The organism is Microtetraspora sp. NBRC 13810 (assembly GCF_030268685.1).
In the GTDB taxonomy this organism is placed as follows: Bacteria; Actinomycetota; Actinomycetes; order Streptosporangiales; family Streptosporangiaceae; genus BSRQ01.
This window is the reverse complement of sequence record NZ_BSRQ01000007.1, coordinates 262,575-276,268: the sequence shown is the minus strand read 5'-3', so window position 1 is coordinate 276,268 and position 13,694 is coordinate 262,575. Positions and strand designations below refer to the sequence as shown.

The 13,694-nt window shown below is 72.9% G+C and carries 8 protein-coding genes; 4 read left to right on the top strand and 4 right to left on the bottom strand.

Annotated elements, in window-relative coordinates; genetic code table 11:
• Positions 1 to 47: 47 nt before the first annotated feature.
• Complete coding sequence (locus tag QSK26_RS16780) at positions 48 to 1,733, top strand: hypothetical protein (RefSeq protein WP_285776073.1); 1,686 nt, start codon at positions 48 to 50, stop codon at positions 1,731 to 1,733.
• 160 nt (positions 1,734 to 1,893) lie between these two features.
• On the opposite strand, the gene QSK26_RS16775 is transcribed toward QSK26_RS16780, so the two are convergent.
• Positions 1,894 to 2,934, bottom strand: coding sequence for a LacI family DNA-binding transcriptional regulator (locus tag QSK26_RS16775; RefSeq protein WP_285776072.1), 1,041 nt, complete (start codon positions 2,932 to 2,934; stop codon positions 1,894 to 1,896).
• A 357-nt stretch (positions 2,935 to 3,291) separates the two neighbouring features.
• Between QSK26_RS16775 and QSK26_RS16770 the strand changes: the two genes are divergently transcribed.
• On the top strand, positions 3,292 to 3,756 hold the full coding sequence (locus tag QSK26_RS16770) for a hypothetical protein (protein WP_285776071.1): 465 nt from the start codon (positions 3,292 to 3,294) through the stop codon (positions 3,754 to 3,756).
• A 57-nt stretch (positions 3,757 to 3,813) separates the two neighbouring features.
• Here QSK26_RS16770 and QSK26_RS16765 read toward each other — a convergent pair whose 3' ends face one another.
• The 3 genes from QSK26_RS16765 to QSK26_RS16755 all read right to left on the bottom strand — a co-directional run bounded on the left by QSK26_RS16765 (position 3,814) and on the right by QSK26_RS16755 (position 8,278).
• Complete coding sequence (locus QSK26_RS16765) at positions 3,814 to 5,169, bottom strand: glycoside hydrolase family 6 protein (protein WP_285776070.1); 1,356 nt, start codon at positions 5,167 to 5,169, stop codon at positions 3,814 to 3,816.
• Positions 5,170 to 5,418: 249 nt separating this feature from the next.
• Positions 5,419 to 7,125 carry an ABC transporter ATP-binding protein gene (locus QSK26_RS16760; protein ID WP_285776069.1) on the bottom strand — a complete coding sequence of 569 codons (1,707 nt, stop codon included), beginning with the start codon at positions 7,123 to 7,125 and terminating at the stop codon, positions 5,419 to 5,421.
• 634 nt (positions 7,126 to 7,759) lie between these two features.
• Complete coding sequence (locus QSK26_RS16755; protein ID WP_285776068.1) at positions 7,760 to 8,278, bottom strand: DNA-binding protein; 519 nt, start codon at positions 8,276 to 8,278, stop codon at positions 7,760 to 7,762.
• A 400-nt stretch (positions 8,279 to 8,678) separates the two neighbouring features.
• Here QSK26_RS16755 and QSK26_RS16750 point away from each other — a divergent pair, with 400 nt between their 5' ends.
• Complete coding sequence (locus QSK26_RS16750) at positions 8,679 to 13,313, top strand: SpoIIE family protein phosphatase (protein ID WP_285776067.1); 4,635 nt, start codon at positions 8,679 to 8,681, stop codon at positions 13,311 to 13,313.
• Positions 13,310 to 13,672 (top strand): STAS domain-containing protein, encoded by a 363-nt coding sequence (locus tag QSK26_RS16745; RefSeq protein WP_285776066.1) that lies wholly within the window; start codon positions 13,310 to 13,312, stop codon positions 13,670 to 13,672. The genes QSK26_RS16750 and QSK26_RS16745 overlap by 4 nt, the downstream gene beginning before the upstream one ends.
• Positions 13,673 to 13,694 lie beyond the last annotated feature (22 nt).

Here is a 13,694-nt window from a genome sequence, read left to right as displayed (position 1 = left end):
TGTGTCGGGGCGTCGAGGTTTACCTGGCGCTTCCTATGTTCCCGATCATGAGTAAGAAGATTCTTCTCACGTCGCTCGCGACGGGCACGCTCGTCGCACCGCTCCTGGTCCAGGTCCCGGCCGCCGAGGCCGACATGCTGGAGATCCGCTCCGTCACGATGCGTCCGGCGACGCCGGTCGTCGGCCCGTCCAACTCCGTCCGCATGGTGATCGACGTCGTCGTGCGCGGCGCGTCGGGGCCGGACGGGGTCACCCTGGAGGTCGAGCCGGCCGGCCGGCCCGGGCAGGGCACCGCCCCCCCGGCCCCGGCTCCCGAGGAGGCGCAGGGCGTCCCGGTCCGGCCCGGGGTGGCCGACGACGGGGCCGATCCCGCACAGTACGCCTCCGGCCGGTTCCCGTCCGGCTCGCAGCAGCCGCCCGCCCCGCTGGTCGCCCCGCCGGGGACCCCGCCGGCCGTCTCGCCGTTCGCCCCGCCGGTCGCCTCGTCCAAGCAGGTCAAGCAGGCGAAGCACCGGCACCGGCAGATCAAGCAGGTCCGGCCGGCGGCCGGGGCCATGCCGTTCGGCGAGGGCGGGCGGTCCTACGGGTCACCCCGCCGCCCCGTCGAGCCGGAGGCCGCCCACCCGGCCGCGCAGGACACCCCGCTCACCGCCGTCACCCTTCCCGCCGCCGGCAACACCCCTCTCATCTCCACCGGCGCCCCGCCGAACCGCCCCGCGACCTCCGCCCACGCCGCCGACCGCTCCGCTCCGGACGCCTCCAGCGGCCCGTCGGCGCCCGCGGACGCCCAGAGCGCCTCACAGGCCCCCGCGGACGTTCGGAGCGCTTCACCGGACGTTCAGGGCGCTTCATCGGACGTTCAGAGCGTTTCGCCGGCCTCCGCGGACGGCTGGAGCGCCTCGCTGGCCTCCGTGCACGCCCAGAGCGCCGCACCGGCTTTCACGGCCGCGCAGGCGGCCGAGGACACTCCGCTGACGATCACGGACGCGCTCGCGGACGGTCAGGCGGCCACGGGCGCCCGGCCCGCCTCCGCGGAGGCCGCGGCGAAGGACGCCGTCCCGGGTTCCACCGGCGGCAGAACCGAGCTCACCGCCGCGCTGACCGCTCCCGACGCCCGGTCCTGCACCGGCTCCGCGGGGGAGACGGAGACGACCGTCGAACACGTCGGCCGGGGCCGCGGGGCCGCCGCCGGCGCCGGGACGGCCCCGGCCGGCGCCTACCGGACCGCGCCCGCCTACTGCCCGGTGGCCCGGGCGGAGCCGTACAGCGCCGACTGGCAGACGTGGCGCTTCGTGCCGGAGAAGGCGCTCGACCGCTGGTACCCGGCCGGACGGTGGACGGTGACCGCGACCGCCAGGAGCGCGGAGGGAGGGACCGTAGTCCGCAGGACGATCTTCTTCCTCAAGCGGGAGACGACCTTCGGGGCGGTCAGGGCCGCGCGCATCGGGGCCGCCCGCGGCACGCCGTTCGGGATGGTGCGCGTCGAAGGCGTGCTGAACCGGGTGGACCCCAAGGGGGTCACGGACTACGCGCCCTTCCCCGGCCAGCGGGTGGAGATCCTCTACCGCGAGCCGGGCGGCCAGGCGTGGAGCCGGGCGGGCCTCGCCGTCACCGGCCGCACGGGCCGCTTCACCCGCGAGGTCCCCGGCGGTCCCGGCGGCATGTGGCGGTTCCGCTACCCCGGCTCGGCCGGGCACGCCCCCTCCTTCAGCACACCCCGCCGCGTGGCCTAGCCGCAGCGCCCGGCACGAAAGCACACGGGACGCCTCCTCGGGAGGCGTCCCTTCGCCGCTCCATGACCCGACCCTCCCCCCACCGGACGGGCCCTCGCCGGACGGCCCTCGCCGGACGGCCCTCGCCGGACGGCCCTCGCCGGGCGTGCTGGGGAGGGGGTCAGGTGGGAGCGGGGCCGGTGGAGGCGCGGGTGACGAGCTCGTGGCCGGTGCGGAGGCGGCGCGGGCGCTCGGCGGCCGGCTGGAGCACCAGGTCGAGGGCCTGCCTGCCCATCTCCACCATCGGCAGCCGTACCGTGGTCAGCGCCGGATAGACGTCGGCCGCGGCCGGGACGTCGTCGAAGCCGGCCACCGAGATCTCCCCGGGCACCCGGCGGCCCCTGTGCAGCAGCCAGGCGAGCGCGCCGGCCGCCATCGGGTCGTTCAGCGCCACGACGGCGGTCAGGTCGGGCCGGGCGTCCAGCAGCCGGGCCACCGCCCGCGCGCCGCCCTCCCGGGTGAAGCCGCCCTGCGCCAGCGGGACCCCGGACCAGGGCATGCCGCGCTCCGCCAGCGCGTCGCGCAGCCCGGCCAGCCGGTCCTCCACCGTGGTGAGCCGTTCCGGCCCGGACACCACGCCGATCCGGCGGTGTCCGAGCCCCAGCAGGTGGCGCATGAGGGTCGCGGCGCCCTCCCGGTTGTCGGGCAGCACCGCGTCGGCCGGCAGGTGGTGGCGGCCGATCACCGCGACCCGGCCGCCGCCCGCGGCGAACGACCTCAGCTCGGCGCCGGTGCCCGTCTCCGCCCCCGGCTCGACGTACCCCGACCCGGCCAGCATGATCGAGGTGACCCGCTGGGCGCGCAGGCCGCGGATCCTGGCAAGCTCGGCCTGCGGGTCGCGCTCGGTCTGGCTGATCAGCGTCATGTACCCGCGGCGGTCGGTCTCCTGAAGGACGCCCCGGGCGATCTCCGCGAAGTACGGGTCGCCGACGTCGTGCACGACCAGGCCGACCAGGGTCGTCCGGCCGCCCGCCAGCACCCGGGCGTGCGTGTTCGGCACGTATCCCACCCGTGAGGCGACGGCCTGCACGTGCGCGGCGAGGACGGCGCTCACCCCCGAGCTCCCGGACATGGCGCGGGACGCGGTCGCCAGGGAGACCCCGGCGGCACGGGCCACGTCGACCAGCCGCGGGGGAGACGCTTGGACAACCTGGTTCGCCATTCGCCGGGCTACCTCCTGCTCGTCTTCATTTCGCGTCCGCACGCGGCAAGGCGCGCGGAAAGCGCCCCTGAATTCACGCACACCCATTTCCGGAATGGCGTGAATAGCTGACGCTGAATCGACTGCCGTGCCGGTGAAAGGCGTGACGGAATGGCCGGACGGGGCTCTCGGCCATGTCTGACAGTCTACGGGTTCCGGATGCGGGCCGGTTGCGGAGTCCTTGCAGGGTCGGCCTTCCCGCCATCGTGATCAGACTGTGATCATGTTTATCTCAACCTTTTCCCATGGTTAAGCGTCTATGCCGAGTAAGGCGCGCTCCAGTGGTGGGGCGCGTTTCCACGGGGAGAGGAAGTTCGCATGACACGTCGTATCGCCGCTCTGCTGGCGGTGGCCGCGGGCGCTTCGGTGCTCGTGACCGCCGCACCGGCGATGGCGGACCCCGGCACGGACGTGAGCCGTACGGAGCTCTCGTTCGACGCCGGTCCCGAGCCGGCGCACAAGTACCGGACGCTGTACCTCGGCGGGAAGCTGCAGTCGGAGTGCGAGGAGGACTACATCGAGGGCTTCGCCTCGGTCCACTACGCCGACTCGTGCGAGGACCAGGTCAAGCGGCACCGGCTGGGCTGGAAGGAGATCGATCTCTTCTTCCTGCCCAAGGGCGGTCACCGCTGGCAGTACGTCGACTCGGTGCGGACCCGGGGTGACGGGTCGTTCTCCGCCAAGGTCCAGGCCCGCTGGTCGGGCACCTGGAAGGCCGAGTTCGACGGCGCCCGGGGCCTCGGCCCGGCGCGGGCGACCGACTACGTCGCGGTCGTCCGCTGACACGGCGGGACGCCCGGCCCCCGTCCGGGGCCGGGCGTCCCGTGTCTCCGGGGACGGTCAGGAGCAGGAGGCGCCGTTCCACGTGTAGGCGGAGGGCGCGGGAGCGCCCGAGGGGGCGGCGGCGTTGAAGCCGAGCGTGACCGTGCCGCCCGCCGGCACGTTGCCGTTCCAGGCCGCGTTGACGACCGTGACCCGGTTGCCGGACTGCGACCACTGGCCGTTCCAGCCCTGGGACACCGTCACACCGGCTCCGAGGGTGAGCTCCAGCCGCCAGCCGGACAGCGCCGCCGAGCCGTTGCGCACCGTGATCTCACCGGTGTAGCCGTTGTTCCACTCGCTCTGCTTGCGGAAGGTCACCGTGCAGCCGCCGCCCGGCACTGTGGGGGTCACCGTCGGGGTCACGGTGGGGGTCACAGTGGGTGTCACCGTCGGGGTGACGGTCGGGGTGGGCGTGACCGGAGGAGCGGCCTGGGCCATCTCGTAGGCGCGCTGCGCGACGAACTGCCCGGCTCCCGCGATGCAGCCGTCGGCCTCGCCCGGCAGCTTGATCCACAGGAACGCGTCGACCATGGAGTCGCCGGTGGCGGTCGTGCTGGGCGTGCCGATGGCCCGTCCCGGCGGGTCGCACCACTCCGAGCCGCGCGGGCCGTTTCCGTTCCTGCTCGTGTCCACCACGGCGCGCAGCCGGGACACCCCCGTCGCCGAGATGACCGCCTTGGCGTAGTTCACCTCGTCCGCGGTCCACCGGTAGTTGGAGACGTTGGTCGAGATGCCGTCTGCGCTGTTGGCGATGTCCGCGGCCACCAGGCGGGCGGCCATCTCGCCGGGCGCGAGCCAGGCCGAGTGCGCGGCGTCGAAGTAGACCTTCGCCTGGGCGGACGCCGCCTTCAACCGCTTGCCCGCGTACGCCATCGACGCGCGCACCTCGGCCTGCTGCGCCGAGTTCATGCAGTTGGTCATCAGCGCCAGCACGTCCGGCTCCAGCACTATGGTGGCCGGGCGCCCGGCGAGACCCGCCGCCACCTGGTCCACCCACTGCCGGTAGGAGGCGTGGTCGGGCGCCCCGCCGGTGCTCGCGCCGCTGCAGTCGCGGTTCGGGATGTTGTAGACCACCATGATCGGGATCTTGCCCGCCGCGGCGGCGGCGCCCACGTAGGAGTCCACCTCGGCCCGTACGGCGGCCGGGTTGTAGGCCGTGAACCAGCGGGCCTGCGGAACCGCGGCGATCCGGTCCCTGATCACCGGCGTGCGCGAGTCGCCCGGGTTCTGCGCCACCCACCTGGCCGCCTGGGTCTGCGGGTCCACGTAGAAGGCGGAGTCGGCCGCGAACGCGCCCGGCTGCAGGACCGCCGCGCCCGCGGCCAGCGTGACGGCCGCCGCGGCCACGGCGGTGGCGATGGATCGTAACGACATCGGGGGGTCCTTTCAGACGGGGGGCCGTCGATGGGTGGGAGCGCTCCCACCTGTCGCGGACTCTACGCGCCGCGCCACGGCCCGCGGAAGCCGCCGCCCTCGCCCGCGGCGGTACCGGTACGGCCAGCCGCAGGCCGGAGCGCCCGCGCCACGCACGGAACGCCTCCCCGCGAGGTGAAACTTTCAGCTCCCGGGCCCGCGCCGCCGCCTCACGGCGCGACCTGCCGGCGCCGGGCCGGGAAGCTCACCTCACAGCGAGTTCGCGCCCGCGCCCGACGGCTGCGACGCGGCGGCCTCCTGCCGGCGGGCCTCGGTCGCGGCGGGTCCAGGGAGCACCAGGGTGTGCGCGGCCTCGGGCATCGCGCTCAGGTCGTGCGTGATCAGGAAGGTGGTGCGCCCGTCCATCAGCCGGCGCAGCGGCTCCATGATGCGCGCCGCCGAGCGGGCGTCGAGCCCGGTCATGGGCTCGTCCAGGACCAGCACGGGCGCGTTCCGCAGCAGGGCGCGGGCGATGGCGAGACGCTGGCGCTGGCCGCCGGAGAGCAGCCGGCCGCGCTGCCCGACGGGCGTGTCGTAGCCCTGGGGCAGCGCGCTGACGAAATCGTGCGCGTCGGCCATGACGGCGGCCCGGACGACGTCCTCCATGCTCGCGTCCCTGCGGCCGTAGGCGATGTTGTCCCGCACGGTGCCGGAGAAGAGCAGGTTCTCCTGCTGGAGCACGGTGATGTTCTCGCGCAGCCACCAGCGCGGCACGTCCCTGATGTCCACCCCGTCGAGCAGGATCCGCCCGGCGGACGGGTCGTAGAACCGCAGCAGCAGCTTGGCGACGGTCGACTTGCCCGCCCCGCTCGGGCCGGTGCAGGTGACGAGGTCGCCGGTGCCCGCGGCGAAGGTCAGGTCCGCCAGCGTCGGCACCGACCTGTCCGGATACGTGAACCCGACCCCCTCGAACTCGATACGCCCCCGGCACGTCCCGGTGGCGGGCGGCTTCGCCCCTTCCCGGTCGGTCACGGCCGGCTGCGCGCGCAGCATCTCGATCACCCGGTCCGAGCCCGCCGCCGCCTCCGACACGACGAGCGCCAGCTCGCCGAGGTTCTGCACGGCGGGGTAGAGGTAGGCGAGGTAGGCCGCGAAGGCGAGCAGTCCGCCGATGGTCAGCCGCCCGGCCGCGATCTCCCAGGCGCCGACGCCGAGGATGACGAGCAGGCAGACGGTCTCGATGACCTGCATGGCGGGGCCGTACATCGACGACAGCTTGGCCTGGGCCATGTTCGCGCGCAGCCAGGTGCGTCCTTCGGCGTGCAGCCGCTCGGCCTCGGTGTCCTGCCGGTTGTGCGCCTGGACGAGGTACTGGTTGGACAGGCTCTGCTCGATGACGCTGTTCATGTTGCCGTTGCTGGCCCGCTCGCGCGCCGCCGCGAACCGGAACTTCGCCGCGAACAGCTTGGAGACCACCAGGAAGGCGGGCAGCAGGGCCAGCGTCACCAGGGCGAGGTCCCAGCGGATGTAGAAGGCCGCGCCCGCGAAGAAGACCACGCTGGCGAGCGTGGTGATCAGCTTGACCAGGCCGGACCCGACGAGGTTCTCGATCGCCTCGACGTCGTCGGTGAGCCTCGCCATGAGGTCGCCGAGCTTGCGGTTGTCCAGGGAGTCCGGGGTCAGCCGCTGGATGTGCGCGAACACCTTGTCCCGCAGGCCGAGTACGAAACGCTCGCCGCCCAGCGCCGTGACGTAGGCGCCGCAGAAGGCCACGAGCGCGGCGATCATCGTCAGCGCCAGCCAGAAGCCGGCGGGGGTCCAGAAGGCGCCCAGGTCCTTACTCGCCAGGACCCTGTCGGTGATGACGCCGAACAATCCGATGGCCGCGACCTCGCAGACGGCCGCGACGAGGGCGAACGCCACGCCCGCCGCGAAGAGCAGGCGGCTGCCGCGGGTGTCCGGCCAGAATCGCTTCACGGTGGTCCGCAGGGACACGATGGGGGCGACGGGGGGCTCTGTGGATTCGGGGGCTTCTCCTTCTAGCGGTCGCACGATGGTTCCTCTCAGTCGGCTTCCTCAGGTGTTCCAGGCGGCCCCGGCCCGGGCGTACCGGGCCGGGGAAAGAAGAGAGCCGGCGGGCTCGCAGCCCGCCGGCTCTCCTCAGTTGGTTACCACCAGCCGCCGCCCCAGCCGCCGCAGCCACACCAGCGACGACGACAACCGCACCGGCGACGGCGGCAACCGCAGCCGCCCCAACCCCAAGAATCGAAGCTGGTCGGGAAGAGCTTGTTGACAGTCATTGGAATCCCCCCTTGGATGGCTTTCTTGAACTGCCAATTCGGACAATACCACCTGAGGGCAGACATATCGGTAAAAGTGGCTTCAACGGATTCTGTCCGACCTTTGGGGGGTCTTACTAAACCGTTATTCCGGCATAGCCGGTTAAATACTTCTAAAAGGCACCTCTGGTTGGATCATCGCCGCTTTACCCGGGGCCACTTTTCGTCAAGCGGGCCCCGCGTCATCCCCACCTCCGGCCTTGACGGAGAAAATCCGCCCGTCCCGAGACCCCGAGCCCCGGGGCCCGGCCGGGCCGCTCATTCCGGCCCGCTCATTCCGGCGCGGGACCGCCCTGTTCCGGCGCGGGGTGGTCCTGCTCCGCTGTGGCGCCGTCCTGCTCCGCCGTGGTGCCGTCCGGTTCCGCCGTGGCGCGGGCGGCCAGGCGCTCGTAGCGCTGCCGGGCCGCCTGCGGGGTGCCGAGGCCGAGACCGAACGCGATCTGCTGCCAGGTGAGGCCGCGGCCCCGCGCCATCCGCAGCAGGGCCGCCTCCAGGTCGTCCATCTCGCCCCGCGCCAGCGGCATGAGGGACAGCGCCGCGGTGAGGTCGGCGTCGTCCACCTCCGCCTCTCCGGCGTCGAGCGACGCGCTCCCCGCCGCCAGGAACGTCACCAGCCTGACGGCCTCGTGTGCCCCGAGCATCGCGGGATGGATCTGCCGCAGGCGCTGCTCCTGGCTCGCCGCGTGGCGCTCGGCGATCCGGAAGAGGGCGGCGTACGCGCGGTGCGCCCGCGCCTGGGCCGGGTCCGGCGGGGTGAAGGGATCGGCCGGTGGATCCGCGTGAGTCGACATGCCGCCATGATGGCCGTTTGAACAACTTGTTGTCAACAAGCTGAAGCCAACGTGCTGTTGTCCCGTCGGCTCCGGTGGCGGCTCCTGGCGCGGCTGTGGCGGGGGTGACGATCGACCCACGCGCCGCGCATTTTCTGGCGTATCCGCATTTATCGCGATAAATGCGGATAAGTGGCGGTGATGGGGGTGGAAACCTAAAAGCCTGCCCCGATCTTCGCCGCTTTTCGCTCCGGTCGGTGGCGGGGATGCCAGTTCGATAGATTCCGCAAGTAAAGAACTCGGACCTGGCCTTCGGTGTTATCGTCGTCCCGTCGTTTATTCGGGCAGTCGATCCCTCTACCGAGGGGAAGGCCGGGGGATGTTCGCACGACCGCTCTCAAGCCGCGCCCAAGAGGATCACGTGCTTCGCGACGCGTTGTTCGCCGGAGAGGGCGAGATGGCGCGTTATATGCGCGAGCACGACTGGACGGGCACGCCCCTCGGCCCTCCGGAGGGATGGCCGGACAGTCTGAAGATCGCGGTGAGGATCGTCCTCGGCTCGCGGGTCCCCATGTTCGTGTTCTGGGGCAAAGAGCTCTACCAGTTCTACAACGACGCCTACCGCCCGATCCTGGGTGAGAACAAGCATCCCCAGGCGCTGGTCCAGCCCGCCGCCGAGTGCTGGTCCGAGATCTGGGACGTCGTGGGCCCGATGTTCACCGGCGTCCTCGCCACGGGCCGGGCCAACTACGTCGAGGACCATCTCCTGTGGCTGCGGCGCGGCGGCTTCGTCGAGGAGACGTTCTTCACCTTCTCCCACAGTCCCGCGCCCGACGACGACGGCACCGTGGGCGGCGTCTTCTGCGCCTGCTTCGAGACCACCCGCCGGGTGCAGGCGAGGCGCAGGCTGCAACTCGTGCGCGACGTCGCCGAGCGCGCGGGAGAGGGCGAGACGCCGCAGGACGCCTGCCTGAGCGCGGTCCACGTGGTGGAGGACAGCCCCGACCTGCCCTTCGTGCTGCTCTTCCGGGTGTCCGCCGACGACTCGGCGCCGTCCGAGCTGATCGCCGCCTCCGGCGTCGAGTGCGCCGGTGACCCGCAGGCGCTGTGCGACCCGGCCGGGTGGCCGCTGGCCGAGGTGGCCGCCGCCCAGGCCGGCCGTACGGTGGACCGGCTCGGCCGCAGGACGAGGGGCTGGGTCGCGCCCGGCGTCGTCGGCGACCCGAAACGCGCCCGCGTGCTGCCGCTGCCCGGCCAGGGGGACGACGGCCCCCTCGTCATGGTGGCCGGCCTGAGCCCCAACGCGGCGTTCGACGCCGACTACCGTGGCTTCGTCGACCTGTTCGCCGAGACCGTCGCCGCCGCGGCGGCCAAGGCCCAGGCGCGCAGGGACGCGGTCGGGCGGGCCGAGGCGCTGTCCCAGATCGACCACGCGAAGACCGTGTTCTTCAGCGACATCAGCCACGAGTTCCGCACCCCGCTCACGCTGATGCTCGGCCCGTTGCAGCAGGTCCTCGCCAGGATGGCGGAGGACGACCCCGACCGCTCCGACCTCGAGGTGGTCGAGCACAGCGCGCTGCGCATGCTGCGGCTGGTCAACACGCTGCTCGACTTCTCCCGCATCGAGGCCGGCCGGATGTCGGCGTCCTTCGAGCCCGTCGACGTGTCCACCGTCACCGCCGAGCTGGCCGGGATGTTCCGCTCCGCGGCCGAGGAGGCCGGCCTCGACCTCGTCGTCGACTGTCCCGCGCTGCCCCCCGACGTCTACGTCGACCCGGGCCTGTGGGAGAAGATCATCCTCAACCTGCTCTCCAACGCGCTCAAGCACACCGGGGCCGGCCGCGTCTCGGTCAGCGTCCGGCTGACCGACCGGCACTGCCGGCTGGTCGTCGCCGACACCGGCGCGGGCATCCCGCCGGAGGAGGTGCCGCACGTCTTCGAGCGCTTCCACCAGGTGCGCAACCCCGCCGGGCGCGCCGCGGAGGGCTCCGGGATCGGGCTGGCCCTGGTCCGCGACCTCGTCGAGCTGCACGGCGGCGAGGTGGTCGTGGCCAGCGCGCTCGGCCGCGGCAGCACCTTCACCGTCACCCTGCCCCGCGGTCACGCCCACCTGCCGCCCGGCCAGGTGCGCGAGCACACCTCCCGGGTCTCCTTCAAGGCGATGTCCGCGCCGCTCTTCGTCGCCGAGATCAGGCGCTGGCTCGCCGACGAGGGGCTGCCGATCCTTGAGGAGCGGATGGCCGGCATGACGCCGCAGCCCGCGCTGGAGGGCCCCGGCGAGGAGCACATCCTGATCGTGGACGACAGCGCCGACATGTGCTCCTACCTGCAGCGCATCCTCGGCGAGCACTGGAGGACCAGTGCGGTCGGCGGCGCCAGGGAGGCCCTCGACCTGATCAGGGCGGGCGACTTCTGCCTGGTGCTCGTCGACGTGACGCTGCCCGGGATGGACGGCCTGGACCTGGTCAGGGAGCTGCGCGCCGACCCGCTCACCGAGACGCTGCCCGTCGTCCTGCTGTCCGCCCGGGCCGGTGAGGAGGCCGCGGTGGAGGGCCTGTCCTGCGGCGCCGACGACTACCTGATCAAACCGTTCTCCAGCGCCGAGCTGCTCGCCCGGATCGGCTCGCACCTCGTCATGGCGAAGCTGCGGCGCACGGCCGCCATCCAGCTCGACGCGAGCGAGCAGCGCTTCCGGCTCATGTCCGACGCCGCCCCGGTGCTCATGTGGGCCACCGACACCACCGGCGGCTGCGACTTCGTCAACCGGGCCTGGCTCGACTACACCGGGCGGCTCTTCCACGAGGAGCTCGCGGACGGCTGGGCGGACGGCGTGCACCCCGACGACAAGGACGCCGCCTGCGAGCTCTACCAGGAGGGGTTCGCGCAGCGCCGGCCGTTCGACGTCGAATACCGGCACCGGCGCGCCGACGGCTCCTACGGCTGGCTGCACGCCAGGGGCGTCCCCCGGGTCAACGGCGACGGCGTGTTCTGCGGGTTCATCGGAGCCTGCACCGACATCACCGAGCGCAAGAAGAACGAAGCGCGTCACCGCATCCTCGGCGAGGTCACCGCCGGGCTCGACGCCGGAGACTCGCTCGCCGAGCGGCTCAGCCGTACCGGCGCGATCCTGGTCCCCGCCTTCGCCGACCGGTGCACCCTGGAGGTGGCCGGGCCCGACGGACGGCCGTGGCAGTTGCTGCACGCCCGCGCGGACGGCGGGCGGGCCGAGGTCGAGGTGCCGGACGAGGTGCTCGACCGGTGGCTGGAGGCCGACAGCAGGTCCGCCGAGGCCGCGCGGCCCCCCGTGTGCGGCACCGTGCCCAACGCGATCATCAGCCCGATCACCGTGCAGGGCCGGGTGCTCGGCGCCCTCACCCTGGTCGGCACCGCGGGCCGGCCCGCCTACGACCGCGAGGACCGGGTCATGTCCGCCGAGCTGGCCAGGCGGCTCGCACTGCACCTCGACTACGCCAGGCTGCTCCACGTCGAGCGGGTGGCGCGCAGGTCGGTCGAGCTGGCCGCCGCGCGCACCTCCCGGCTCCAGGAGATCACCGCCGGGCTGTCCGGCGCCCTCACCGCCGAGCAGGTGGCGGACGTCATCGTCGGGCACGCCGAGCGGGTGCTCGGCGCCGCGACCCTGGTCGCCATGCCCGACTCGGGCCGGGTGCTCAAACCGATCGCGGTGGCCGGGCCGGCCAGGGGAGACGGGTGGGCCGAGCGCTCGCCCGCCGAGGCCGGCCAGGTCATGGCCGACCGCCAGCCGCTGTGGCAGGTCGAGGTCCCCGAGGAGCCCGGCGGGCGCGGCGTGGCCGTGCTGCCGATGGCGGTCGGCAGCGACTCCCTCGGCGTGCTGGTCGTGCGCCTGCCCGGCGACCGCCTGCTCACCCCGGAGGAACAGGAGGAGCTCGCCGCCATCGCCGGGCTCGGCGCGTGCGCGCTGCAGCGGGCGGGCCGGTTCGACATCGAGCACCAGCTCGCCGCGACCCTCCAGCGCAGCCTGCTGCCCGACCGGCTGCCCAACGTCCCGGGCATCAGCAGCTGGGCCACCTACTGCTCGGCCACCTCCGAGACCACCATCGGCGGCGACTGGTACGACCTGATCCCGCTGGAGGACGACCGGGTCGCCCTGGTGATCGGCGACGTGTCCGGGCACGGCGTCGCCGCCGCCGCGGTGATGGGCCAGATCCGCAGCGGCCTGTCCGCCTACCTGCTGGAAGGACACGACCCCGGCCAGGCGCTGGCCAGGACGGCCCGGATGGCCGAGGCCCTGGAGCCCGAGCTCATGGTCACCGCGTGCTGCGCGGTGCTCCACCTGGAGACCGGCACGCTGATGTACGCCAACGCCGGCCATCCGCCGCCCATCGTCCGCCACCCCGACGGCACCGTCGGCTACCTGAGCCCCGCGACCTCGCCGCCGCTGGGCATCACCGCGCCCGACAGCTACACCGCCTGCGAGGAGCGGCTGGCACCTGGCTCGACGCTCGTGCTCTACACCGACGGCCTCGTGGAGCGCAGGGGCGAGCCCATCGACACCGGCCTGCAACGGCTGGCCGAGCGGCTCGGCGAGTTCGACATGTGCCTGCCCCAGCTCGGGCAGCTGCTGCTGGCGTTCGTCGGCTCGGAGCGCAACGACGACACCGCGCTGCTGCTCGTGCGGACCAGCGGCGCGCCGCTCACCCTGCACATCGACTACCCCGCCGACAGCGGCAGCCTCGCCGAGCTGCGCCGTACCCTGGCCGACTGGCTCAGGACCGCGCATCTCAGCGACCTGGAGGAGTTCGAGTTCCTGCTCGCCTGCAGCGAGGCGGTGTCCAACGCCGCCGAGCACGGTTACGCCTTCGCCCCCGGGACCATCACCGTCGACGGACGGATCACCGCGGGCCAGGTGATGATCCGGGTCGCCGACCAGGGTGGCTGGCAGGACCAGTGCTTCACCGATCGTGGCAGGGGGATCCCCCTGATGCGCGCCGTCATGGACGTCGTGACCATCGACGCCAACGAGACGGGCACCACGGTGGAGATGCGCCGCAGACTTCGCCGTAAGGAGTTGTCGTGACCACCCTCGTCAGTTTCGTCTCGCACAGCATGGCCGACCGCGCCGAGCTCGCCGTACACGGTGAGATCGACGCGTCCAACACCGCGGCACTGCACGACGCCATCAGCGACGTGGTGCGCGGCGGCCGGACCTGCGTCGTCGACCTGAGCCAGACCAGTTACCTGGACAGCGCCGGGATCAACACGCTCTTCCGGGTCCACCGCCACCTCGACCAGCTCGGCATCCGGCTGCACCTGGTCGCCCCCGTCGGATCCTGCGCCCGCTACGCGCTCAACCTGGTGTGCGCGCACCGGATCATCCCCATCCACGACGCGGCCGACGCCGCACGGGCCGCGCTCGAGGTCCCGTCCGCTACCTGACGGAGGATGTCAGGTTCGCCCG

Coding starts and splice junctions, on each gene's coding strand:
- QSK26_RS16765 (WP_285776070.1), bottom strand. CDS start 5,169: ATGTCGTTACGATCCATCGCCACCGCCGTGGCCGCGGCGGCCGTCACG.
- QSK26_RS16775 (WP_285776072.1), bottom strand. CDS start 2,934: ATGGCGAACCAGGTTGTCCAAGCGTCTCCCCCGCGGCTGGTCGACGTG.
- QSK26_RS16770 (WP_285776071.1), top strand. CDS start 3,292: ATGACACGTCGTATCGCCGCTCTGCTGGCGGTGGCCGCGGGCGCTTCG.
- QSK26_RS16755 (WP_285776068.1), bottom strand. CDS start 8,278: ATGTCGACTCACGCGGATCCACCGGCCGATCCCTTCACCCCGCCGGAC.
- QSK26_RS16780 (WP_285776073.1), top strand. CDS start 48: ATGAGTAAGAAGATTCTTCTCACGTCGCTCGCGACGGGCACGCTCGTC.